21 protein-coding genes are annotated in these 24,682 nt (G+C 63.5%); 9 read left to right on the top strand and 12 right to left on the bottom strand.

Annotation, left to right across the window (positions count from 1 at the left end):
* Positions 1-84: 84 nt before the first annotated feature.
* Positions 85-2,352, bottom strand: a complete 2,268-nt coding sequence (locus tag ACWAT4_RS10210) for a cation:proton antiporter domain-containing protein (RefSeq protein ID WP_449730466.1) — start codon at positions 2,350-2,352, stop codon at positions 85-87.
* Positions 2,353-2,762: 410 nt separating this feature from the next.
* Between ACWAT4_RS10210 and ACWAT4_RS10205 the strand changes: the two genes are divergently transcribed.
* Entirely contained in the window at positions 2,763-3,260 is a 498-nt protein-coding gene (locus ACWAT4_RS10205; protein WP_449730465.1) for a hypothetical protein, read from the top strand.
* 568 nt (positions 3,261-3,828) lie between these two features.
* On the opposite strand, the gene ACWAT4_RS10200 is transcribed toward ACWAT4_RS10205, so the two are convergent.
* Both ACWAT4_RS10200 and ACWAT4_RS10195 read right to left on the bottom strand, forming a co-directional pair.
* Positions 3,829-4,317 (bottom strand): hypothetical protein, encoded by a 489-nt coding sequence (locus ACWAT4_RS10200; protein ID WP_212446701.1) that lies wholly within the window; start codon positions 4,315-4,317, stop codon positions 3,829-3,831.
* Between the two features lie 642 nt (positions 4,318-4,959).
* Positions 4,960-6,654, bottom strand: coding sequence for a methyl-accepting chemotaxis protein (locus ACWAT4_RS10195; protein WP_449730464.1), 1,695 nt, complete (start codon positions 6,652-6,654; stop codon positions 4,960-4,962).
* A 401-nt stretch (positions 6,655-7,055) separates the two neighbouring features.
* Between ACWAT4_RS10195 and ACWAT4_RS10190 the strand changes: the two genes are divergently transcribed.
* Positions 7,056-7,904: an SDR family NAD(P)-dependent oxidoreductase gene (locus ACWAT4_RS10190; RefSeq protein ID WP_449730463.1), complete on the top strand. Its 849-nt coding sequence runs from the start codon at positions 7,056-7,058 to the stop codon at positions 7,902-7,904.
* Positions 7,905-8,035: 131 nt separating this feature from the next.
* On the opposite strand, the gene ACWAT4_RS10185 is transcribed toward ACWAT4_RS10190, so the two are convergent.
* Together ACWAT4_RS10185 and aspA are read right to left on the bottom strand one after the other, a co-directional pair.
* Positions 8,036-9,376 carry a dicarboxylate/amino acid:cation symporter gene (locus ACWAT4_RS10185; protein WP_449730462.1) on the bottom strand — a complete coding sequence of 447 codons (1,341 nt, stop codon included), beginning with the start codon at positions 9,374-9,376 and terminating at the stop codon, positions 8,036-8,038.
* Between the two features lie 92 nt (positions 9,377-9,468).
* Positions 9,469-10,902 (bottom strand): aspartate ammonia-lyase, encoded by a 1,434-nt coding sequence (aspA, locus tag ACWAT4_RS10180; RefSeq protein ID WP_449730461.1) that lies wholly within the window; start codon positions 10,900-10,902, stop codon positions 9,469-9,471.
* A 240-nt stretch (positions 10,903-11,142) separates the two neighbouring features.
* Between aspA and ACWAT4_RS10175 the strand changes: the two genes are divergently transcribed.
* Both ACWAT4_RS10175 and cuyB read left to right on the top strand, forming a co-directional pair.
* Positions 11,143-12,027, top strand: coding sequence for a LysR family transcriptional regulator (locus ACWAT4_RS10175; RefSeq protein WP_449731191.1), 885 nt, complete (start codon positions 11,143-11,145; stop codon positions 12,025-12,027).
* Between the two features lie 79 nt (positions 12,028-12,106).
* Positions 12,107-12,820 (top strand): cysteate racemase, encoded by a 714-nt coding sequence (gene cuyB, locus ACWAT4_RS10170; RefSeq protein ID WP_449730460.1) that lies wholly within the window; start codon positions 12,107-12,109, stop codon positions 12,818-12,820.
* Positions 12,821-12,850: 30 nt separating this feature from the next.
* Here cuyB and ACWAT4_RS10165 read toward each other — a convergent pair whose 3' ends face one another.
* Positions 12,851-14,023, bottom strand: a complete 1,173-nt coding sequence (locus tag ACWAT4_RS10165; protein WP_449730459.1) for an MFS transporter — start codon at positions 14,021-14,023, stop codon at positions 12,851-12,853.
* A gap of 60 nt (positions 14,024-14,083) precedes the next feature.
* Here ACWAT4_RS10165 and ACWAT4_RS10160 point away from each other — a divergent pair, with 60 nt between their 5' ends.
* The 3 genes from ACWAT4_RS10160 to ACWAT4_RS10150 all read left to right on the top strand — a co-directional run bounded on the left by ACWAT4_RS10160 (position 14,084) and on the right by ACWAT4_RS10150 (position 17,805).
* Positions 14,084-14,884 (top strand): AraC family transcriptional regulator, encoded by an 801-nt coding sequence (locus tag ACWAT4_RS10160; RefSeq protein WP_449730458.1) that lies wholly within the window; start codon positions 14,084-14,086, stop codon positions 14,882-14,884.
* Positions 14,885-15,221: 337 nt separating this feature from the next.
* A complete protein-coding gene (locus ACWAT4_RS10155; RefSeq protein WP_212299035.1) occupies positions 15,222-16,574 on the top strand; it encodes a malonyl-CoA decarboxylase in 1,353 nt (450 codons plus the stop codon).
* A gap of 40 nt (positions 16,575-16,614) precedes the next feature.
* Positions 16,615-17,805, top strand: a complete 1,191-nt coding sequence (locus ACWAT4_RS10150; RefSeq protein WP_449730457.1) for a DUF418 domain-containing protein — start codon at positions 16,615-16,617, stop codon at positions 17,803-17,805.
* An 84-nt stretch (positions 17,806-17,889) separates the two neighbouring features.
* On the opposite strand, the gene ACWAT4_RS10145 is transcribed toward ACWAT4_RS10150, so the two are convergent.
* From ACWAT4_RS10145 to ACWAT4_RS10120, 6 genes are all read right to left on the bottom strand, one after another.
* Positions 17,890-19,179 (bottom strand): IS4 family transposase, encoded by a 1,290-nt coding sequence (locus ACWAT4_RS10145; protein ID WP_212445239.1) that lies wholly within the window; start codon positions 19,177-19,179, stop codon positions 17,890-17,892.
* A gap of 240 nt (positions 19,180-19,419) precedes the next feature.
* Positions 19,420-20,589 carry a D(-)-tartrate dehydratase gene (gene tarD / locus ACWAT4_RS10140; RefSeq protein ID WP_449730456.1) on the bottom strand — a complete coding sequence of 390 codons (1,170 nt, stop codon included), beginning with the start codon at positions 20,587-20,589 and terminating at the stop codon, positions 19,420-19,422.
* 105 nt (positions 20,590-20,694) lie between these two features.
* On the bottom strand, positions 20,695-20,952 hold the full coding sequence (locus ACWAT4_RS10135; protein ID WP_027548492.1) for a DUF3297 family protein: 258 nt from the start codon (positions 20,950-20,952) through the stop codon (positions 20,695-20,697).
* Entirely contained in the window at positions 20,949-21,425 is a 477-nt protein-coding gene (locus ACWAT4_RS10130; protein ID WP_212299038.1) for a glutathione peroxidase, read from the bottom strand. Before ACWAT4_RS10130 ends, ACWAT4_RS10135 begins: the two co-directional genes overlap by 4 nt.
* Before the next feature lie 2 nt (positions 21,426-21,427).
* A complete protein-coding gene (locus tag ACWAT4_RS10125; protein ID WP_449730455.1) occupies positions 21,428-22,828 on the bottom strand; it encodes an amidase family protein in 1,401 nt (466 codons plus the stop codon).
* Between the two features lie 175 nt (positions 22,829-23,003).
* Positions 23,004-23,261: a DUF6894 family protein gene (locus ACWAT4_RS10120; RefSeq protein ID WP_212299040.1), complete on the bottom strand. Its 258-nt coding sequence runs from the start codon at positions 23,259-23,261 to the stop codon at positions 23,004-23,006.
* Between the two features lie 264 nt (positions 23,262-23,525).
* Here ACWAT4_RS10120 and pqqA point away from each other — a divergent pair, with 264 nt between their 5' ends.
* A complete protein-coding gene (gene pqqA, locus ACWAT4_RS10115; RefSeq protein ID WP_007595659.1) occupies positions 23,526-23,606 on the top strand; it encodes a pyrroloquinoline quinone precursor peptide PqqA in 81 nt (26 codons plus the stop codon).
* Between the two features lie 129 nt (positions 23,607-23,735).
* Positions 23,736-24,665 (top strand): pyrroloquinoline quinone biosynthesis protein PqqB, encoded by a 930-nt coding sequence (gene pqqB / locus ACWAT4_RS10110; protein WP_212299041.1) that lies wholly within the window; start codon positions 23,736-23,738, stop codon positions 24,663-24,665.
* The last annotated feature ends 17 nt before the right edge of the window (positions 24,666-24,682 follow it).

Genomic DNA, 24,682 nt, shown 5'->3' with positions numbered 1-24,682 from the left:
ATACCGAAATTACTTGCTCCGTCGGGCAAAACACCGGCATAATGGCATCATTGGTGGCATGCGTGAGGCGCCGCGCCCTCTCCCCTACCCCTTCTCGCTTGGCGCCTGCCGCGCCTCGCCGCTCGACACCAGCAGCACCGACACCTTCGATTGCCGCAGCACGGCGTCAGCCACGCCGCCGAAGGAGAGATGATCGGCCTGGATGCGATCGACGCCCAAGACGACGAGATCGACATCCGTAGTGTCGATCTCGCGCAGGATCGCAGCTTCCGGCGCCCGGTTCACGCGCAGGGTCGTGGTGATGTCGACATCGTAGCGGGCGGCGAGGTCGCTGGCGTCCTTGAGGATACCGGCCTCCTGGCTGAGCCCGCGCGAGGCGCCGCGCTGGGCGCCCTTGTCGCGCGTCGTCGCCACATAGATCACGCGTAGCGAGCCTGATCCGGCCTGCGTCAGCGCGACCGCGACCTCGGCGCCGCGCTTGGAAACGCTGCTGCCGGAGACGGGAACGAGAATGTTGAGGCTATCCGGCATCGGCTGCTTCAGATGCTTGCCCTTGGCCGCCACGATCGCGAGCGGCCCTTCGAACGTCGCAGCAATGTCCTCGATCTTCCGATCGAACCGATCCTTGGTCGCAGCAACCCTGTCGACACCGACGACGAGGAGATCAAAGCCCTTGCGCGCCTCCTCAATGATGGTCTCGCCGAGCTCGGCGCGCCTGGCACGGGTGACGACATCGACGCTGCCGGCATCGCCGTCTCCGTTGGCCGATACCGTTTCGGCCGCCTTCTTCACCACGGCTTCGTGGCTCTCCGCTTCGTCGCGGCTCTGCTCCTGCTCCATGGCGCGGTTGCCGATATGCAGCACGGTGACGGGAAAGCCGCGCATGCCGGCGATCAGGCCTGCGATGTGCGCGGCGAAGGTGGCGTTGACGCTCTCGTCGACTGCGAGCAAGGGACGTTCGAGATTGGCGACGAAGCCGCGCTTCTCGAATTCTTCCCGGTCCAACCGCTCCTTCTCGTCCTTGTTCATCGGCAGCCTGGCCAGCGCCGCGCGCAGCATCGGCGGCATCGCCATCGTGGTCACGATTGCCATGGTCACGATCATCGTGAACAGGTTCTGGCTGAGCACGCCGATGGAGAGGCCGATGGTGGCGATGATGACCTCGGTCGAGCCGCGCGCATTCATGCCGCTGGCCAACGCCAGCGACTCCCGCGTGCTCAAGCCGCCCACGGTGCCACCGACGAAGGCGCCGCCGAACTTGCCGACGCTGGCGATCACGACCAGGAGGCCGGTGAGCATGAGAAGCCTGGGATCGCGCAGCACCGACAGATCGGCGCTGAGGCCGGCGAGCCCGAAGAACACCGGCATGAAGAAGCTCGAGATCAGGCCGCGCAGGCGCTCGTCGATCTGCCGCGTCAGGATCGGCGACTCCCCGACCAGAATGCCCGCGACGAAGGCGCCGAGCACGGTGTGGACACCGATCGCATGCGTGATCAGCGCCATCACGCCCATCAACAGCAGGATCACGGTGATGACCGCCGCGGTGCTGACAAGGTTGTCGTTGGCCCAGCGGATGAGCTGAAACACCAGCCGGCGGCCGATGGTGAAACTGATCACGAGGAAGGCAAGCGTGCCCAGCACGGCCTGCGCGACGGACGCGACATCCAGCGCTCCTTGCGACGCCAGGCTGAAGATGACGGCGATGATGATCCAGCCGATGGTGTCGTCGATCACGGCCGTCGCGACGATGATCTGGCCGACATTGCGGCGCATGAAATTCATCTCGCGCACCACCACGGCGACGATCTTCACCGACGAGATCGACAGCGCCGTGCCCATGAACAGCGACGCGACGAGCCGCTGCTCCGGCTTCGGCAGCAGCGCATCGGGAAGGAATTCGCCGAGCGCAAAGCCGCAGGCGAAGGGCACCAGGATGCCGGCAACCGAAATCGCGATCGCGGCCTTGCCGACCTTCCTCACCAGCTTGAGGTCGGTCTCCATGCCCGTGAGCAGGAGCAGCAGCAGGATGCCGAACTGGGCGATGCCGTCGATCATCGCCTTCTGCTCGGGTGTCTTGGGGAAGATCGCGGCTTGCGCCTCCGGCCAGATCCAGCCGAACAGCGACGGCCCGAGGATGATGCCGGCGAGCAGCTCGCCGATCACCGAGGGCTGGCCGATCCGTTGCATGATCTCGCCGAGCCCGCGGCCGACCGCGATCAGCAGCACGATCTGCGCCACCAGCAGGAATTCGGATGGGCCAGCCGATTTGCCGCCCTCGGCGCCCGCCGCAATGGTGGTGAGGACAAGCGCCGCGGGGACAAGGCCAACCGGTCGGAGCAGGCTCCACTGCATGCAGGTGTCTTCCCCCGTTTGCCGCCCGGCAAAGTGCCGGGCCACAGGGGTTAGAACCCGCGGGAGGCGGGGCGGGTTCCCGATGGTCGCGTCAGGGCCATTTCATATGGACTTCACGAAGTTTGTCCGCGAGCTTGCGCCGCCTCTCCCGCTTGCGGGAGAGGCCGACGCGCTCGCAGAGCGCGGCGGGTGCGGGCTCTCACCACGCAGGGATCTCCTCCGCTATCCCTAGCAATCCCGACGCGGAGACCCCCACCGCAACCCTCCCCCGCAAGCGACCCGCAAGCGGGAGAGGGAGCCGACTGCCTGCCGCCGTGTTGTGCGCGCGCTCCGCTCGCGAATGTCACGAACGACATTGACGATCGCAGCGATTTTGGGGTTGATCGGGCAGCCGTGGGAGCAACATGGGCATGTCCGTTTCTGCATATATCGATGAAGTCCGCCGACAGAAGGGGCTCTTGACCCCAGCCGAATTGATTGATCTCTCCTGTCGAGGCAATCTCTTCTATGATCCGTACTCCGTGCTCATCTCGGCCCGCGCTGTCATCGGTCGCGACAACGTCTTCTTTCCGGGGGTCTATCTGTTTTGTACCGATGGTGGCGCTCTTGAAGTTCAAAACGGCAACACATTCCACGCCAACACCCTGATCGAAGCATCGAACGGCAGCATCCGAATCGGCAGCCACAACCAATTCGGTGAAGGCGGATTTACGGCGAAGGCCAATCGACGGGTGCGTCGATATCGATCGGTGATGAAGGCCGCTATCTCAACGGCGCATCCGTGTTCGGAGAAACCGATCTCGGTTCTGGAAGTCAATTGCTCGGGCAGATCACCGTCGACACCTGCACATTGTCGGCCGGCGGCAGCTTCCGCGAAGCGGATCCTGATCGCCGAGCAGGGCTACTGAAGGGGACCGGCGTGGCGCGCAACCTGACTGTCCCGGTTGGCCAGGTCGCCGTCGGGGCCGGCTCGTTCTCGGCATCGGACTTGCAGCCTCAGTCGAATTTCCACCCCAAGGCCTGATCGCGTCATTTGCATCAGCCGGCCGCAGCTCGCTGTAGCGAAAGCGGCGGCTGCGCTTCGCGCGACGAACAGAAGCCAGGGCGCGTACTCATAGAATTTTGGTCACGTCCGCTTCGCTCCCGATGGCAACCCTTGCCCGCCCAGCAAATGACGCGAAGGGCCGTGAACGGACATGGATGGCGACGCAAAGTCGTAGCGCGTAGGATGGGTAGAGCGAAGCGAAACCCATCAAACCTCGCCGCTTGATCCGGTCGCACCAACGATTACTCGATACTGGCGCCGCCCGTGAAGCGATGGGTTTCGCAAGAGCTTGACCCATCCTACGCGCTGTGATCCGAAAAGAGGCCGCCTCCGTTGGCGGCCTCCACAGGTTCACCGGCTTGGTTGTCGATCAACTTTCCGACGATAACGCACGTAGCACTGAGGATGAGGTGGCCTCCGTAAAATCGCGGTTAGTTATCCGTCAGGTTTCCGACGATGGTACAGTTGGCGCTGATGGAAAAAAGTCCAGAAGTTGCACTATCTGTATTGATGTAAATCGATGGATACCGCCCCGGCCCCATCTTAAAATACACTGCGTCTGTATTGATACCGTAGTGTTTGCGCTGCCCGATTTCCGGAGACATCGTGCCACGAATAAACATCGGACGGAGTAGATCACCTGATCCACTTGTCGTTCCCACGTATAACTCAACGTCTTGGAGAACTTGGCTGGTGAGTGTCTGGATATAGCACGTGACGTGCGTGACGTTCAGGAACTTGTCCGTGGGCGATTGCGAGAAATTCAGCGACATCGATGAGCCACCAGTCGAACTAAAACTCGCCCGATCTTCGTACCAATCGCCTGACCTGATCGGCTTGTTGTTCTGTGCGTGAACCGGCAGAGCAAAGCCGATCATCAAGAAAAGCGACACTGCAGCAGATTTGACAGAAAAATGCATTGTGGGCTCCATGGTTAAAACAACAGGCGCATATCAAAGGTAAACAGACGCGCCGTCAATTTGAAACCCGACTGGCTGGGTCGATGCTCCGCCGAGTGACGACTGTCAATTTGGGGGCATTTGCGTCGATTGGATCATCTCGCGAGCACGTCCGGCTCCCTTCACAGCTGACGCCACAGCAAGTACCGGGGTTGGAATCATTGGCCAAGGAGGCGACATTCTCTGCCTGGCCTGATAATCAAGAGGTCGCCGACTGAGAGGTGCACATGACCGACCAGAATGAAGTCGAACGCAACTGCCCTGAGTGTGACGGGACAGGCCAAGATAGGGGCATGCATCCGGTTCGCTTGGGCGAAAAGAATGAGTTTCGTCCCTGCACGAAATGCGGCGGATCGGGGAAGATTAAAGAGACCGCCAACTGAGGCGACCTTCGGGGGCGGCTATGGCGTGGCCAAACGCCTTCGCGACGAGATTTGGGGCAAACTCAACACCTCTCGCTTAGGGGCATTCGAGTCGCGAAGCGAAACCCGTCAAGCTTCGTTCGCTTGATCAGGTCGCACCAACGATTGCTTGATACTGCGACGCCCGTGAAGCGATGGGTTTCGCAAGAGCTCAACCCATCCTACAAGGTTGGCGAGAGCCTTACGCCGCCGACTGCAGGGCCTGAAGCCTCCGGACGAATCCCAACGCCGCTTCGTTCAAATCGCCAAATCTGCTGCGCAGCGCCTCCGCGCGCGTGCCTGCGCCCTGGGCAATCGACTGCCCCATGACGGCCTTCGAACAGACATCCTCGACCGACTTCTGGAGATGCTCGGCCCCTTCGGCGGCGCTCCGAGCCGCGCGATTGATGTCGCTCGTAGCGCCGCTCTGCTCCTGAACCTCCCTGGCAATCGTCGCGCTCTGCTCTCTGATGTCCCTGATGACGTCGACGATCGCAGCGATTTCACTTGCCGCCGCCTGCGTCGCCGACTGGATGCCGAGCACCTGCGAGGAGATGTCCTCAGTCGCTCTCGCGGTCTGCGTTGCAAGCGTCTTGACCTCCGCCGCCACCACCGCAAAGCCGCGGCCGGCCTCGCCCGCCCGCGCCGCCTCGATGGTCGCATTCAGCGCCAGCAGATTGGTCTGGCCGGCGATATCGCTGATCAATTCCACGACGCTTCCTATCTTTGTCGCCGCCTGCACCATGCTCTCGACCATCAATCCGGCCTGGGTCGCGCGGCCGCTGGCGATATCCGCCACCTGGCTTGCTTCCTGGGCCCGCCCGTTGATGTTGCGGGTGGAGGCATCGAGCTGCTCGACCCCTGCGGCCATGGTCTGCACGCTGCCGGCGATGTCCTCTGCGGACGCCGACGCCGTGCGGCTGCACGACAAATTGTCTGCGTTGAACCGCTCCAATTCCTGGATCGCATCGGCGATCTGTCGGGCCGCCTCAACGACCTCATCCACCGAGCCGACGACCGACTCCTCGAAAGATGAGGTGGCGCGCGAGAGAACGTCCTTCAGCTCGCTTTCTGCCTGCATCTTGAGCTTCGCCTGCGACACCTGAAGCGACAACCGGTCGGCCGAATGGTCACGCAAGACGGCGACCGCCGCGGCCATGGCCCCGATCTCGTCGCGCCGATCCAGCCCCGGAATGTTGCCTTCGATCTCACCCGACACGATCTGGCGCAGACGCTCCTCGAGACGCCGCAGCGGCCGGGAGATCGTACCAGCGATCAGAACCGCAAACGCCACGCTCATGAGCACGACGAGCAAGGCAAGACCACCGAGCCGCAGAGCTGCCGCCTTGAACGACTCGTCGAGATCGTCGACGTACATGCCACTGATGACCATCAATTTGAGGTCCGGAAGCGCCCTGACGAAGGCCCTTTTGCGCAGCGGCTCCGGTTGGCCGCTGCGGGGAAAGTAGTAAGTGACGGTGCCGGCCCCGGCGCCATGCGCGAGGTCGACGATTTCGCGCCGGAACAAGTGCCCATTGACATCGCCCTTGTCGATCAGGTTCTTCCCGACGTTCTCGGGGGTGCCGCCATCGGCGAGATTGAGCCCGTCCCAATCGTAGACGAAGAAATAGTTGTTGCCGTCATATCGCGATTTCGCGACGATCTCCCTGATCCTCGCAACCATCTCGTCGCGGCTCATCCGGCCCGACAGCACATCTAGCTGATAGGCTGCGATCTGCGATGCGACCACGTCCACGGCGCCACGCAGCGCCCGTGTCCTCTCAGCCTCCATCTGGTCGCGCAGCTGGACCAGGGACACGCCGACGAGAACCATCATCGCCAGAACACTGCCAAGCGTGAGCATGCCCAGCCGCCACGCGATCTTGGTCTTCTTCATGCGAAATCCCTTGCCCTTGCAATGAATGCTGAAGCTTGCAGCCGAAAGCTTGACGAGGACTTTCACTGACAACGTCGAACGCGATGCCATCGGCAAATTGTTATGCGAAATTTGCATCGGCAAGTCGCATCTTGCATCGAAGCGAGATGGTCATGCCGGCCGGAACGAAGGGCCGCGACAACGGTCCGAGCGACAAATGGGAAATGGGACGCGCGCTCATGAATTGACCAATTCCGCCGCGCTTCCGAGAGTGACCACCCTTGTCGGCCCAGCAAAAGACGCGAAGGGCCAGACGCGGACATCCGGCAGGCTTCCAAATCGCTCGAAAGTGCGGTCATATGCCGTCCGGGACAACTTGACGTTTTGGTGCAAGAGGCTCGGCTTGCCGGAGGAGAATGCGCGTGAAAGAACTCGCTGGAAAGACTGCGTTCGTGACCGGTGCAGCGTCAGGCATTGGCCTGGGGATCGCGACCGCTTTCGCCCAGGCCGGGGCGAAAGTGATGCTTTGCGATATTGAAGAAGAAGCTCTGTCCGCGGCGCTCAAGCAATTGAAGCTCACCAACGTCGATGTCGAGGGCGTGAAAGCCGACGTCTCACTCAAGGCCGAACTCGTGGCGGCCGCCGAAGCCACGACCGCCCGCTACGGCAAGGTGCACATCCTCGTCAACAATGCGGGCGTCGGCGGCGGCGGGCCCTATGGCACCTGGACCGAAGCGTCGTGGAATTGGACCCTGGGCGTCAACCTGATGGCGACCATTTGGGGGATCGAGATCTTCGGACCGTTGATCGAGCAGCATGGCGAGGGTGGACATATCGTCTCCACGGCCTCGATCGCCGGCCTCATTTCAGGGGGGAGCACTGCATACAATGTTTCAAAGTACGGCGTTGTCGCGCTGTCCGAGGGATTGCGGCAGGAACTCGCGCCCCGCGGGATCGGGGTGTCGGTGCTGTGCCCCGGGTTCATCCGCACGCACATCATGAACTCAAGCCGCAACCTCCCCAAACGCTTCGAGGGGGAAGTCCGCGCCCCGCCGACGTCGGGCCCGATTGCCGAGCGGATCAATCTCATCCGCGAACGCGTCACTCAGGGCATCGATCCCCTCTATGTCGGTGAACTCGTCCGCGAAGGCGTCGAAAACGACTGGCCTTATATCTTCACCGACCTCGAATTTGAGCCGATCGTCGAAGCGCGCTTTGCCGCAATCAAGCAAGGTTTTGACCATATCCGCGGGCGCAACCCGAAACGTTGAGCGCGCAGCCTTCCACCAGCCTGATGTTGCTCTCATCGGGCCGTGCAATATGAGCTCAAAGGCCCCGGGACATCTCCCGGGGCCTTTGGATTACGCGTGTTATTTTCTCGAGAATGGGCCGACCAACCGGCTCATCCGCCCGCCGCGCCGGCAACGGCCGCGCCGGCGACGGCGACGGCCGGCACCGCGGTCTCGGACGATCCCTCTTCGGCCAGTCCTCGCTTGTCTTCCCACTTCGCCACGGCAGCCGTGGCAATGCCGTTGCCGATGACGTTGGTCATGGTCCGCCCCATGTCCAGGAACTGGTCGATGCCCATGATGAGAAGCATGCCGCCCACCGGCAGGTTGAACATCGGCAGGGTCGCGGCAACGACCACGAGCCCGGCGCGCGGCACGCCGGCGATGCCCTTGCTGGTGACCATCATCACCAGCAGCATGACGAGCTGCTGCGTGAAGCTGAGCTCGATGCCGTAGGCCTGGGCGATGAACAAAGCCGCAAAGGCCTGGTACATCATCGAGCCGTCCAGGTTGAACGAGTAACCCAGAGGCAGCACGAAGCCCGAGATGCGCTCGCTGACGCCGAACTTCGTCAGTTGCTCGATCATCTTGGGGTACGCGGCTTCGCTGCTCGCCGTCGAGAACGCGAGCAGCATCGGCTGGCGCAGCAGGCCGATGAGATGAAGGACGGGCCGCCCGAGGGCCACCAGCCCCACGAGAACGAGGACAGTCCAAAGCACCGCGAGGCTGAAATAGAAGGTCGCGATGAACTTGCCGTAGGTCAGGAGAACGCCAAGTCCCTGCGTGGTAATCACCGCCGCAATCGCCGCGAACACGCCGAGCGGCGCGAACTTCATCACGAAATTCGTGATTTGCAGCATGATATGCACCAGCTCGTCGATGGACGCCGCGATGGTCCTGGCATGGCTCGTCTTCAGCCTGCTGAGCGCGAGCCCGAAGAACACGGCGAAGACCAGGATCTGCAAGATCTCGTTCGTCGACATGGCCTGGGCGATGCTGGTTGGAAACACGTGGGTGATGAAGTCCTTCAGATTGAATCCGGCGGTCTGCAAAGTGTTGGTAGCATCCGCACTGGGAAGCGGCAGCTGCAAGCCGTGACCCGGCGCGAACAGGTTCGCAAAGATCATGCCGAGACCGAGAGACACGAGTGAGGCCGAGACGAACCAGCCCATGGCCCTGGCGGCAATGCGGCCGACCGCGCCGCCTTCGGAGCCGAGGCTGGTGATCCCTGAGACGATCGTGGCGAAGACGAGCGGCGCGATGATCATCTTGATCATGCGCAGGAACACGTCGGTGACGATCGAGAAATAGCCGGAAATGGTCTTCGCTGTCTCCGGCGTCGGTGCCAGCTCATGACAGGCGTAGCCCGCCAGGATGCCGAGCAGAAGGCTGACGACGAGAGCATTGGTGAGGCGGTTGGACCGCGCAGGTGAATTGTCGACGTTCGTTGCCATTTCTTTATTTCCTCCCTTGGGCGCGCGGGTTCAGGACAGCCGGGCCACGACCCGCGGCGCAATCGCGTGGTGACGCAGTTTTGCTGATAGCTTCAGCAGACCGGCTGTGGCTGGCGGCCGTCATGATCCACGGCGGCAAGGCTTTGCGGCCGCGTCAGCATTTCGGGCTTCAGGATCGCCGCAAGCGTGGCTTCGGTGAGCAGCCCCCGCTCGCGCACGAGCTCGGCAACGCCGCGACCGGATGCATGCGCCTCCACGGCGACGGCCGTCGCGGCGGCGTAACCGATATAGGGATTGAGCGCCGTCACGAGGCCGATCGAGTTCTCGACATCGGCCCGAAGGCGCTCACGATTGGCCGTGATGCCCGCGACGCAGCTCCGCTCCAATGTCAGGCATGCCTGCGCGAGATGGCTGATGCTCTTGAACAGGCTGTGCGCGATGATCGGCTCGAACGCATTGAGCTGCAATTGGCCGGCTTCGGCGGCCATCGTCACCGTGATGTCGTTGCCGATCACCTCGAAGGCGACCTGGTTCACGACCTCGGGGATCACCGGGTTGACCTTGCCGGGCATGATCGAGGAGCCGGCCTGGACGGCCGGAAGGTTGATCTCGCCGAACCCGGCCCGCGGTCCGCTCGAGAGCAGCCGCAGGTCGTTGCAGATCTTTGAGATCTTGACCGCGACGCGCTTCAGCACGCCCGAGATCTGAACGAACGCGCCGCAATCCTGCGTCGCCTCGACCAGGTCCGGGGCGGTCACCAGCGGCAAGCCCGTGATCGCATTCAGATAGCGGCAGACGAGGCGCGCATAATCCGGATGCGCGTTGATGCCGGTGCCGATGGCGGTCGCGCCCATGTTGATCTCGTGAATCAGCAGCCCCGCTTCGCGCAGGCGGTCCTGATCCTCGCCGATCATGACGGCATAGGTGTTGAACTCCTGCCCCAGCGTCATCGGCACCGCGTCCTGCAGCTGGGTACGGCCCATTTTCAGGACGTCCTTGAATTCCTCGGCCTTGCGCGCAAAAGCGAGCCGCAGGACATCCATCGCCATGACGAGAGTGTGCAGGCCATGAGACGTCGCGATCTTCAACGCCGTGGGGTACACGTCATTGGTGCTTTGGCTCATGTTGACGTGCTCGTTCGGATGGAGCGAGGCGTACTCGCCCCTGACATGGCCGAGAAGCTCCAGCGCCCGGTTTGCGATCACCTCATTGGCGTTCATGTTGGTGGAGGTGCCGGCGCCGCCCTGGATGACGTCCACCACGAACTGATCGTGAAGCCGGCCGGCGCGCAATTCCTCGCAGGCCGCCACGATCGCCCGCCCGCGCCGCTGATCGAGAAGACCGAGCTCCATGTTGGACAGGGCCGCCGCCTGCTTGATGGCAGCGAGCGCGCCGATCAACTCGGGGTAGGCTGAAATCGCGATCCCGCTGATCGGGAGGTTTTCGACGGCGCGCAGCGTATGGACCCCGTAATAGGCCTCGAGGGGCACTTCGCGCTCGCCAAGCAGATCATGTTCCGTCCGCACGTCATCTCCCGCTGGTCGGCTCCGTTGTTCGGAGACAGTGTTGCCGGTCGAGAGCCTCGCGCCGATGCGTTTGAGGCTTCCCGCCGCAAGGGGATGCATGCGCTCGGAGATGGAGGGCCGTCCAATGTTATGCCGGCAAGCTCTATTCCGATTTTGCATAGATTTCGCTGGGATAAGCGGGCATCTTCCCGGAGCGAACTCTCCAATCTGGGGGCGCAGGCGAAGACCGGAGCGGACACGATGGAATTGAAATGGCTGGAAGATTTTCTCAGCCTCGCGCGAACCCGCAGCTTCTCACGCGCCGCGGACGAGCGGCACGTGACGCAATCTGCGTTCAGCCGCAGAATCCAGGCGCTGGAGCTTTGGCTCGGCGTGTCCCTCGTTGACCGCAGCAACTATCCGACCACGCTGACCGCCGAAGGGCGCGAATTCCTGGAGACTGCAGAGGAGACGGTTCGCATGCTCCATGCAAGCCGTCTCGCGCTTCAGGCCAGCAAGCGGCCGAGCACGCAGATCGTCTCGATCGCGGCCCTGCATACCCTGTCGCTGCATTTTTTCCCGCGGTGGTTCCGGACCATCGAGAAGGACGTCGGACCCATCGGCAGCCGGCTGCTGCCCGACGATTTTCACAGCTGCCTGCAGGCGCTCGTCGAAGGGAGCTACGACTTCCTGCTCACCTTCCATCACGCCAACGTAGCGATCCTACTCGAGCCCGAGCTCTATCCGCATATCGTCGTCGGCATGGACAGTTTCGTCGCCGTCCGCAGCACAAATTTGGCGACGAACGATGCGGCTTCCCTGCCCCTGCTCAGCTACGCCGCGAACTCGTTCCTTGGGCGGGTCGCCACCTTCGCGCAGGCCCAGGCCGGCTCGCCGCCCGCGCACGTGACCCACACCAACGAGAACGCCATGGCCGAGGGGCTCAAGTTCATGGCGCTGGAGGGCTACGGCCTGGCGTGGCTGCCGCGCAGCCTCGTTGCCCGGGAATTGGACGAGGGCACCCTCACCATGGTCGGGCCGGAGATTCCGCTGGAAGTCCGGCTCTATCGAAGCGCGCGGCGAACCCGGCCCATCGTGGAGAAGGTCTGGAACGCCGCTCAATCGGCCGCCCCCAAAACTATGTAGAAGCCGCATATGCCGTTCTGAACAGGCATTGGATTTGCCTGAAGCGACCGTGCATCGTGGCTGCGACAAGGAGACAACGATGCTTGGCATTCTGGGCGGCATGGGTCCGATGGCGACCGTGGATTTCATGGGCAAGGTGATCCGGAACACCCCGGCATCCTGCGACCAGGACCACATCCAGATGGTCGTGTGCTCGGCGACTGATGTGCCCGATCGCACGGCCGCCATTCTCGGCCAGGGCTCTGATCCCTTCCCCGCCATGCTGAATGCCCTGCGCCGGCTCGAGCTGTCGGGCGCGACCCGGATCGCGATCCCTTGCAACACGGCGCACCATTGGCACGGTGCGCTCCAGGCCAAGACGTCAGTGCCGATCATCCACATCGTCGACGCCGTCGCCGACGCGCTTGCGGAGCAGCGGATGAGCCCAGCCATCGGCCTGCTTGCGACGGACGGCACGGTCCGCGCCGGAATCTACCAGCAGCGTCTTGCCGAACGGGGCTATGCGTGCGTGGTGCCCGATGCGAAGGCGCAAGCGGAGGTCATGCGCGCGATCCGCCTGGTGAAAGCAGGATGCACCGACGAGGCTGCCGTGATCCTGGGAAGAGAAGCAGAAGCGCTCGCGGCCAGGGGCTGTTCGCATATCGCCATGGCCTGCACCGAAATTCCACTCGCACTCGCCGCGCTGGACCGCGACGTGAGCGCGGCATTGCTGGACCCCACCGACATCCTGGCCCAGGCCTGCGTCAGATCATGCCTGGCCGTGCCGCAGGATTTGGTTCAGCAGGTTGCCTAGCAGGGCCCGTACCTGCCGCCATGCCTTCCCTCACGCCGCCGCCGGCGTCCGGATCTCGCGCGGCAGGATGATCGCGGCCGCGATCGCGAGCAGGCAGAGGCCGGCGAAGGCGTGCAGCATGGTGACGAAGCCGCCCTGCTCGTAGAGCCAAGCCACCAGGCCGACCGACGCGCCGGCCGCGGTGAAGCCGATGAAATAGCGCACGGCATAGGCGCGCGAGCGCCATTCCTCGCTGGTGTATTTGCCGACCATGGCATCGTTCACCGTGACCTGCCCGAACGCGCCCATGACGATGCCGATGGACACCAATATCAGCGGCAGATTGTTCAGGCTCGCGGCCAGATACAGAAACGGCGCCAGCATGAAGGACAGCGGCAGCGCCACCGTCTTCAGCGAGTAGCGGTCGAGCAGCCGGCCGATCGTGTACTGCGTCATCGCGCCGAACACGTAGACGCAGGCCGCGATGACGCCGAGCAGCGCCGGGCTTTTCGTCAGGTCTGCGAGACGCTCCGCGAACAGCTTCGGCAGCGCGACGGTGACGGCGTTGAACGTGGTGGAGATGGCAATCACCACGATCAGCAGCGACAGCACGACGCGCCACATGTCCTGCTTCGCGACGCGCGCTTGCGCGGCCGCCTGCCTGGAGCCCTTGCGGTCCTCGTGCACGACCAGCATCGCGAAGGCGATGCCGATCAGGATGGTGACGAAGCCGGGAATGATGAAGGCAAAGCGCCAGCCGAGATATTGCCCGATCACGCCGGTGACCAGCGCGGACGAGGCGACGCCGAGATTGCCCCAGACGCCGTTGATGCCCATCTCGCGGCCGAGCCTGTCGGCATAGGACACGATCATCGCGGTCCCAACAGGGTGATAGATCGAGGCGAACACGCCGATCGCGAGCAGCGCGGCACCGAGCTGGACTTGTGTCTGCACGAAGCCGACCGAGATCATGGAGGCGCCGATGCCGATGAAGAAGATCAGCATCATGTGGCGGCGGCTCCAGCGGTCCCCTAACCATCCGGTGAGCAGCGAGCCGGCGCCGAAGGCGATGAAACCGGGGGTCGCGTAAGGAAGCAGCTCCGAATAGGCCATGCCGAGCGCCGGCCCCATGATGATCACGGCGGCGGCGAAGATCAGCATCGCATAATGGTCGATGAAATGGCCGGCATTGACGAAACTGATCACCCGGCTGGGGCTGTTCATTCGGAATCCTCTCCTGCTCCGAAATGAGTTATATGTCGAGCGAATGACGGGATGTTGCCAATGACTGTCGTCGAAACGCCAATCCTGCGGGAAGTCCGGGGCAACCACCGCTCCACCGCGGGCGTGCACCTGGTGGCGCGCGACTATCCGAAGGGTCTGCGGATCGATCCGCACATGCACCGCGAGGCGCAGCTGATCTATGCCGCGAAAGGCACGATGCAGGTGACGACGCCGGAGGGGCGCTGGCTGGTGCCGCCGGATCGCGCGGTCTGGGTGCCGGCCGGGCTCGAACATGCCATCGACCTGCTCGCCGACATCGAGATGCGCACGCTGTATTTCGACCTCGCCTGGCTCAAGCGCGAGCAGCGACTTGAAGAGTTGACCAGGGAATTCGTCGTGCGGGTGTCGCCGCTGCTCAACCAGGCGATCCTCGCTCTGTTCGAGGCGCACAACACCGAGGAGCGCACCGAGCTCTTGGTGCGCCTGGTGATGCTGGAACTGCATCAGGCCGAGGATTCCGCGACCTTCGTGCCGCTACCGCACGAGCCGCGCTGCCGCCGCGCCGCGATGATCGTGCTCGACGATCCCACCGGGCTCCACGACATCGACATATTGGCACGCGAGGTCGGAACCTCCGCACGCACGCTGTCGCGGCTGTTCTCGACCGAGACGCAGCTGAGCTTCAAGAGTTGGTGCCAGCGCGCCAGGATTGCAGCGGCGATCCAGCGGTTGTCGACAGATGCGAGCGTGTCGGTGAAGCAGCTCGCCACGCAACTCGGCTATGCCAGCGTGCCGGCGTTCTCGGCCGCATTCCGCCAGGTGACGGGGCGGACGCCGACGGAGTTTGCAGGGAAGACGTGAGGCGGCCGCAGCTGCCGCCTACCCCGCCCCATCCACGGGATCGTTGCCGTCGTCTCACATTCGGTGTCATCGCCCGCGGGGCGATCCAGTACTCCGAGACGGCAGTGATGGACCGAGACGCTGCGGAGCACTGATGCCCCGCCTTCGCGGGCGCATGACAGCTTGCTTGGGGTGAGCACACCCCCGCTCCATCAACGCCCACGCGGCGCATGACAGCGTGCAGCGGGATGCATAGTACCCCTAAAGATACAAAATTCCCCTGCTTGATTGTGATCGGCATCCGCCTAAATCCCGTGTAAGCTTCCGCACCGCACAAACCCGAATTCGAAAAGCCCAGATGGCCAATGCCTTCTTCTCCGACCTGCTCGCCACAATTTCCGAGCGCGGCCGCACGCTGCTGCGCCGGGGGGACGGCCCCGACACCAAGCAGGATGCCGACGGACTGATCGAGCTGTGCGGCGCGCTGCTGTCGGGCCGAGGCGAGGCCTCCGGCACCGCGATGGCGCGCGAGGTGCTCGACATCTACCAGGAACTGGATGCGGCGGGACGCCGCGCCTTCTTCGAAGGACTGGTGCGCGATTTCGGCCCCGACCATGAGCGTCTGACCAGGGCGATCGAGAAATGGCGCGCCAATCCGAGTGATGAGGACGGAAGCTCGCTGCATTTCGCCTCGGAACCTCGGCGGCAGGAACTGATCCGCCGCCTCAACCGCGCGCCGGGCGGCACCGGCGATCTCGTCGCCATGCGGGCCGACCTGCTCGACATGATGAACGGACACACCGATCTCGCTGCGCTCGATCGCGACGTCTCGCATCTTCTCTCGTCGTGGTTCAACAGGGGGTTTCTCGTGCTGCGCCGGATTGACTGGTCGACCCCGGCCAACATCCTCGAAAAGATCATCCGCTATGAAGCCGTGCACGAGATCAGCGACTGGGACGATCTGCGTCGCCGCATCGATCCGGTCGACCGCCGCTGCTACGCCTTCTTCCACCCGGCGATGGTGGACGAGCCCTTGATCTTCGTCGAGGTGGCGTTGACCGAGACGATTCCAGGCGCGATCGCGCCGCTGCTTGCGGTCGATCGCCAGCACTTGTCGATCGAAAGGGCGCGCACCGCCGTGTTCTACTCGATCTCCAACACCCAGCGCGGTCTCGGCGGCATCTCCTTCGGCAGCTTCCTGATCAAGCAGGTGGTCGAAGAGCTGCGCCGCGAGACGCCGAAGCTCGACACCTTCGTGACGCTGTCGCCGGTGCCGGGCTTCATGCCATGGGTAAAGCAGGACAAGGATCTGCCGCTGTCGGACGAGGACCGTGAGATCCTGAAACGTCTCGACGATCCCAAATGGTATGAGAACCCTGAAACGACGACGCAGCTGCGTGGCGTGATCGAGCCGCTCGCCGCCCATTACTTCCTGAAGGCGCGCACGTCGAAGGGCCGCCTGATCGATTCCGTCGCCCGCTTCCATCTCGGCAACGGCGCCCGCCTCGAGCGCATCAACTGGCTCGGCGACCTCTCGCCCAAGGGCGTGCGCGAGTCCGCCGGCGTGATGGTGAACTATCTCTACCGCCTCGACGACATCGAGAAGAACCACGAGGCCTACGCCAATGACGGCGAGGTCGTGGCGTCCAGCGCGGTGAAGAAGCTGCTCAAAGGCGAAGGACGCCGGTTGCTGGATATGCGGTTGTCGTAGGAGCGAGAATAGCCAGGGCGCTATTGGGATTCATATCGCAATGACTTCCGATCGCGCCGCGCCTCCCCATCCGACAAATCCCTCGGAGCGGATCGATGCCATCGACGTGCTGCGGGGGATCGCCCTGTTCGGCGTCATGGCCATCAACCTCGTGATGGAGTTTCGCGTCTCGATCTTCGACCAGTTTCTTGGTCCCAGAACGCTGGCCTCACCAATCGATCGTGCCATCGAAGCGATCCTGACAACTGCCGTCGAGCTCAAGGCGTTCGCGCTATTCTCGCTGCTGTTCGGCGTAGGCCTTGCCATTCAGTTCGACCGGCTTGCGAGCGCGCGCCGCACTGCCCTGCTCGTCCGCCGGCTTGCCGCGCTGCTGGGGTTCGGCGTCATTCACTTGTGCCTGATCTGGAACGGCGACATCCTCACCGAATACGCGCTTGCCGGGTTCATCGTGCTGCCGTTCCTGTCTGGCCCGCGCTGGTTGCTCGCTCTCGCCGTGCTGGTGTTTCTGGCGCTGTATCTGGCGATGCAGGCTTTTCCGCCGGTCGGGTTGTTTCCGAGCAGGGCCGTGATCTGGCGGGACGTCATGGATGCCAATCGCATCTATGCGACGGGCGGCTTTCTCGACGTGCTTGCATTTCGTCTGCGCGAAATTCCGCTCATCGCCTCGCTTCACGCCTTCATCTTCCTGCGCACGATCGGGCTGTTCCTTCTGGGTGCGCTGGCCTGGCGCAGCGGCGTTATGCAAAATGCCCGCGCCCTGTTCATCATCGCGCTTGCCGCGATCGCCCTCGGCGCTGGCCTGCTTTATCGTGGCAGCGAGCCGCTCGGCACCGTCCTGCTGGCGCTGGGCTATGGCGCCGCCGTTCTCGGCATCGCCCATTTCGAGCGCGGCAAGAAGCTGCTCGGCTGGGCCGCGCCGCTGGGACGGATGGCCTTCACCAACTACGTCGCGCAATCCGTCATCTTCGGCTGGATCTTTTACGGTTACGGCCTCGGCCGGTTCGGGCAACTCGGCATCACCCAGGCCCTCGCTATCGGCATCGCTGTCTACGCCGCGCAGGTGCTGCTGAGCGCCTGGTGGCTGCGCCACTACCGATACGGTCCGCTCGAATGGCTGTGGCGGTCGCTGATGTATGGAGCGCGGCAGCCGATCGTGGTGGCACGGGTGGCGGCTGCGATGCGAACTCAACTGTCGTCCCGGACAAGCGAAGCGCAGATCCGGGACCCATAACCACAGGATTTGGTTTGGCGAAGACTCGGAATGACCAGCTCGCGCCATAACACCTCCCTGGGGTTATGGGTCCCGGCTTTCGCCCTAGGGCATGCACGTATCTCTGAGGCTCCATCCGGCTGCGGCGGCTTTGAAGTATTCGAGGCCGTTTTTGAAGGTGATCGGGCCCGGCGGTTTGGACGATGGATAGCCATCCCAACCGCCGAGGCGGCCGATGATCCAGGCGGCCCAGGCGAGGCTGTCGGGCGGATGCGGGTTCTTGAGTCGTTTGCTCTTGGCTTCGAGTTGCTTGTTGAGAGCAGCAAGCGCACCGATTTCGCCGTCGTTGAAGGCAACGCGATGGAGCTGCTGACCGCCACCGCGCGCTTGCAGAAGCTGGATCGTGATGACGGCGGCCTTGGCGGCTATAGCGACCAGCTTGAGAAGGCGATCGGCGGTTCCGATCTGGCTGTCTTCGAGCTTAAGGCCTTGCGTCTTCAGGGCGCGGAAGAACTGCTCGATAATCCAGCGCTGCTTGTACCATTGGACGATACGCCAGGCGTCTTCAATGCCGGCGACGTCGTGAGAGGTGAGAAGCCGCCAGTGCAGCGGCTCGACGCCGGTTTTGGCATTGATCTCGCGCACGTCGACCACCGCCAGCGGCAAGCTTTTCGGCAGATGGCGCAGGAACTTGCTCTGTGGGCGGGCAAGCTCGATCGTGCCAAAGCGAAGTTCGAGCTGGACCAGACGTGCCGGCCGTGCGGCGCGCGCAGGCAGTTGGACCGCACGCCGATCCGCCGCGGCCATGGCATCGCTGACCTCATATAAAGCGTTGCGGTCTGCAAGCTTGCGGTCATGCATACTGCGCGCGATGACGTGGAAGTGCTGCTCGGCCGAACTGGCATAAAGGGCAAAGATATCGCTCTCGCGATCCCCCAGCACTGTCACCGCCGAGGCCTTGGTGAGCAGCGGCCTGGCCGCAACGGCGGTGGATATCCAGCGCTGCGATTCCTTGTCCGATAATTCCCGATTGTCGTGCGAGGTCGTGCGGCGGCCTTGGCGCGTCCATATCTGTCCGCTCAAAAGCCCAAGACAGGTGCCATCGTCGGCATCCACCGCCAGCAGCGGGTGCAACAGCACGCCATAATTATTGCCTTTGCCGATTTCTCCGAGCCCGCGCCGTCGTTGTGGCGTCGTGTTGAAGTGGATCTCGCTGGTGTCCTGGATGGCCAGCACGTGGCGGCCTTCCACCGCGGTGATCGTGCGTTCGCTCCAGCTTTCGAGAATCCGCTCCGCCGTCACCTTGTCGTGGCCGAGAAAGCGGTTGAACCGCACTTCCAGCGCGCGATCTCCCTTGGAAAGCCGACGCAGGCAGACCGTATTGCCCGCAACCATGCGTTCGACGAGAGCCGCCCCCCTTTATCGAGACGACAATCCCCGAACCGGCCCAAGGTCCAATCGATGCCTGACAGCATGCCAACACCTCCGCCAAAGCCGAAGTGTCGCAATAGGAATCACACAAAGTGCCGATTCGGGAATCCCCCAAGGCAACTTCCTGCCAAGAAAGATGTGTGCATGCCCTAGGGCTTTCGCCGGGACGACATTGAGTGTGTGGCGCGGCCGTCGACTGCAACGCTACTCCGCCAGCGCCTTCATTTCCTTGTAGAGGTCGGACTTGCCTTCGAAGCCGATGCCGGGGAGATCGGGCATGGTGATGTGGCCGTTCTCGACGCGCACGCCGTCGGGGAAGCCGCCGTAGGGCTGGAACAGATCCGGGTAGCTTTCGTTGCCGCCGAGACCGAGGCCGGCGGCGATGTTCAGCGACATCTGGTGGCCGCCATGCGGGATGCAACGGCTCGGCGACCAGCCGTGGGTTTTCAGCACGTCGAGCGTGCGCTGATATTCGCACAGGCCGTAGGACAGTGCGCAGTCGAACTGCAGCCAGTCGCGGTCGGGGCGCATGCCGCTGTAGCGGATCAGGTTGCGAGCGTCCTGGTGGCTGAAGAGGTTTTCGCCTGTGGCCATCGGGCCGGGATAGAATTCGGCGAGCGCGGCCTGCAATGCGTAGTCGAGGGGATCGCCGACCTCCTCGTACCAGAACAGCGGATAGTCGCGCAGCATCTTTGCGTAGGCGATACCGGTCTCCAGGTTGAAGCGGCCGTTGGCGTCGACGGCGAGCTGTGCGTCCTTGCCGATCTCCTTCAGCACCGCCTCGATGCGGGTGCGGTCTTCTTCAATTGGCGCGCCGCCGATCTTCATCTTGACGACATTGTAGCCGCGATCGAGATAGCCGCGCATCTCGCCGCGCAGCATCGAAAGATCCTTGCCGGGATAGTAGTAGCCGCCGGCGGCGTAGACGAACACACGCGGATTGGCTTTGACGCCGTGACGCTCGGCGAGCAGGCGGAACAGCGGCTTGCCGGCGATCTTCGCCACTGCGTCCCACACCGCCATGTCGATGGTGCCGACCGCAACCGAGCGCTCGCCATGGCCGCCCGGCTTCTCATTGGTCATCATCGCGCCCCAGACCTTGTCGGGGTCGAGATTGTCGCCGGAAGCGTTGAGCAGCGACTTCGGATCGGCCTCCGTGATGCGCGAGGCAAAGCGCTCGCGGATCAGGCCGCCTTGGCCGTAGCGGCCGTTGGAGTTGAAGCCGTAGCCGACGACGCGCTTGCCGTCGCGCACGACATCCGTGACGACGGCGACGAGGCTCGTCGTCATCTTGGTGAAGTCGATATAGGCGTTGCGGATCGGGGACGAGATCGGCTTGGTGATCTCACGGACGTCGACGATGCGGACGGACATGGGCGTGGCTTTCTCTTGTCGTCATTCCGGGGTGCGCGTTAGCGCGAACCCGCAATCTCGAGATTCCGGGTTCGATGCTTCGCATCGCCCCGGAATGACGAAGGCTTATTTCTTATCCCTGAAATACGGCTCGACCGGCCCGTGCACCTTGATGGTCAGCGGATTGCCGTAGCGGTCCTTGGCATTGCCGGCGGTGACGCGGACCCAGCCTTCGCTGATGCAGTACTCCTCGACATTGGTCTTCTCGATGCCCTTGAAGCGGATGCCGACGTCGCGCGCCAGGATGTCCGCGTTGTAATAGGGGCTGTTCGGATCGACCGACAGGCGGTCCGGAAATTCGTCGCTCATGATTGTCTCGCTCATAACAGGGTCTCGATTTGCTGCCGCAATCCTTCCGGCCTTGCGGTCGGCGCGTAGCGCGCGATCACCTTGCCGGCACGGTCCACCAAGAATTTGGTGAAATTCCATTTGATGGAGGCACCCAAGAGTCCGGATTGCTGCCGTTTCAGGTACTCATACAAGGGGTGCGCGTTGGCGCCGTTGACGTCGATCTTCTCGAACAGCGGAAAGGTGACGTCGTAATTGGTCGAGCAGAACGCCTGGATCTCAGCCGCCTGCCCCGGCTCCTGCGCGCCGAACTGGTTGCAGGGAAAGCCGAGCACGGAAAAGCCGCGCGGCGAGAGATCGCGATGCAGATCCTCGAGCCCGCGATATTGCGGCGTGAACCCGCACTTGCTCGCGGTGTTGACGATCAGCAGCACCTGCCCCTCGAAACGGCGCATCGGCACTTCTTCGCCGAGAAGCGAATTGGCCTTGAAGTCGTAAATCTCAGGCATCGCTAACCCACGGGATCGATCGGCGACGGCGGCACGCCGCCCGCCTCGATCGCCTCGCCTGCGAGCAGGCACAGATCCTCGCGATAGCGGCCCGAGACGATGTGCACGCCGACCGGCGTCTTGCCGACGAGGCCGGTCGAAACCACGAGGCCGGGGAGGCCCATGAAGGGCGTCGCGATCTGCGGCAGTTGCGCCTCCCAGACGCGCTCGAAGGAGGCGTCGTCCTTGCGGTCGAGATGATCGGGGAACGGCAACTCGCCGGAGACCGGCGTCAGCACGACGGCATATTTCTCGAAGAACAGCATCCAGTCACGCGTCAACGTGGCGCGGCGGGTCAGCGCCATCGCGTAATTCGCCTGGTCCATCGGCGTGACCTTGGCGCGGTTGCCGCGCAGGCACGCCAATGCGCCGGGATCGCCCTCGCGCTCGGCCATTGCGAGTTGCGCGTCATAGGCATCGCCGAGCCAGAGTTTACGCTGCCACTCGACGGCCTCGCGCATCGGCGGGGTGTTCTCGATTGTCTCGACGGTCCAGCCGGCGCGCTCAAGCCGCTTGCCGGCGTCGGTCACGGCGGCTTTCACCTCAGGCGTGGTCGCGAGGCCATCGGGGCTGAGGCAGAGCGCGGCGCGCTTCGGCCGCACGGGGCCTTCCAGCGGCACCGGCACATACCAGGGATCGCGCACGTCGCGCGCAGACATCGCGGCGAGCGAAATGCGCAGGTCATTCACGGTGCGGGCCAGCGGTCCAGAGACCGCCATGATCTGCGGCCCGATCGGACGCTCCGGCAGCGCCGGATTGAAGGCGGGGATGCGGCCGAGCGTCGGGCGCAGGCCATGCACGCCGCAGGCATAGGCGGGATAGCGGATCGAGCCCGCGATATCGGTGCCATGGGCGATATGGCCGATACCGGCCGCGACCGCCGAGCCGGCGCCGCCGGACGAGCCGCCCGGCGTCAGCGACGCATCGCGCGGGTTCTTGGTGTCGCCATGGACGAGGTTGGTGGTGAACCAGCGGTAGGAGAAGGCCGGGCAATTGGTGCGGCCAAGCAGGACGGCGCCGGATTTGCGGAAATTGGCGACCACCGGATTGTCCTCGCGCGCGATCAGGTCGCGCTGGAGTTTCAGGCCATTGGTGGTGGCAAAGCCCTCCTGGTCGACATTGGCCTTGATGGTGACGGGCACGCCGGCGAGCACGCCGGGGTCCTCGCCCCTGGCGATCGCGGCATCGACGGCGTCGGCCTGCCTGAGCACGTCGTCGGGCCGGTGGTCGATCACGGCGTTGAGCTTGGGATTGACGGCGTCCAGGCGGTCCAGGCCGGCCTTGGCCGCCTCCCGGGCGGACACTTTCCTGGATTTGACGAGGGTCGCGAGGTCGGCGGCCGGCAGGCGCCAGAGATCTTGCATGACGTGCTCCGTGTGACCGGCGTCTTTTAGCGCCGGGAACGCGGCAAAGCCATGCGGATTTCGCAGGGATAACGCCCCGTCCTTGCGAGCAAAGCGAAGCAATCCAGAATCTTTCCGCGGAAACAGTCTGGATTGCTTTCGTCGCAAGGGCTCCTCGCCATGACGTGGGGAGAGCCTAATGCCGCGTCGCCGACTGGTCCGGCATGTCCAGCAGGGCCTCGCTGAAGGGAAACTCCAGCACGATCTCGCCCGCGACGTCGGTGACCTCGATGACCGCCTCGAGCAGGGCCGGCTGGGCGCCCTCGGATCTCACCACCTCCAGGATCATCTGGCGGGCGACCTCCCAGGCGCGATCGGGGTTGCGCAGGTCCTCGCCGTCAGGATCCACGATCAGTTCGTCGCCGATACGGGTGTTGAAGAAATATCTGGGCATCTCTGATCCAATGGGGTCGCCTGTAGCCGATTGGAAGCGGTTCTCTACTCACAACTGGTTTATCCCGACAGGGATCACGACCTATCGGCGGTGTCGCGTCTTCCTTCGCGCAACTTTACGGCCGCAATACGCTCTCCTTGCAGTGCAGCAATTCCGCCGGCCTACTACCTATGTCCGGGAAAATTTCACTGGCGAACTTTTCCGCCCGCACTAATTTAGCGCGTGGGCGGATACGTCCGAATTCGCAAAAATGGAGAGCCGAAAATGGCATGGAAAGCCCCGAAGATCGTCGAAGTGCCCTGTGGCATGGAAATCAACATGTATGTGAGCGCCACCCGCAAGTAAGCGGTTGACGATCTTGCGTTCTGCGCCGGTGGATTTTTCGGTCACGACGCGTTTCCGAAAGATAGAATCTGTGTCGGCTTTCGCGTCGGCCTGAGATCCACCGCGCGTGTTCCTTCCAGGAGACGGATCATGCTTCGCGTCGTCGTCCTGGGCGCCGCAGCCGGCGGCGGAGTTCCCCAGTGGAATTGTGGCTGCGAGGGCTGCCGGGCGGCCCGCAGCGGCGGGCATGAGTTGCACCGGACGCAGGCCTCGGTTGCTTTCAGCGGCGATGGCGAGCACTGGTTCCTGATCAACGCCTCCCCCGACCTTCGCCAGCAACTGAATGCCACGCCGCAACTGCATCCCAAGGCAGGTGCGCTGCGCCATACGCCTGTTGCGGGCGTGATCCTGACCAACAGCGAAGTCGATGCGGTCGCAGGCCTGCTCACGATGCGCGAGGGCTCGCCCTTCACGGTCTATGCCCATGAGAAAGTGCTGGCGATCCTCGCCAGCAACAGCATCTTCAACGTGCTGAACGAGAAGAACGTCAAGCGCCAGCCGATCGGAATCAGCGAGCCCTTCGAGCCGCGATTGCCCGATGGCGCGCGATCAGGGCTGGAGGTGCTGCCGTTCGCGGTGCCGGGCAAGTCGGCCTGGTATCTGGAAGGCAAGGCGCATCCCGGCGGCGAGAGCGGCGACGGCGATACGCTGGGCCTGAAGATCACCGACAAATCGACCGGCAAATGCTTCTATTTCATCGCCGCCTGCGCCGAGGTGACCGATGCGCTCAAGACCGAGATCGACGGCGCCGCGCTGGTGTTCTTCGACGGCACGGTCTGGCAGGACGACGAGATGATCAGGTGCGGCCTCGGCCACAAAACCGGCAAGAGCATGGGGCATGTCGCGATGTCCGGCGACGACGGCGCGATCGCGCGGCTAGCCGATCTCAATCTCGACAGAAAGATATTTCTGCATATCAACAACTCGAACCCGGCGCTGCTGCCTGCCTCGGCTGAACGCAAGACTGCTGAACAAGCGGGGTGGCAGATTCCCGCCGACGGAACGGAGATCGTGCTGTGAATGCCGCGTCCATGACT

Source organism: Bradyrhizobium sp. T-1 (assembly GCF_053592855.1).
This window is presented reverse-complemented; position numbering and strand designations above follow the sequence as displayed.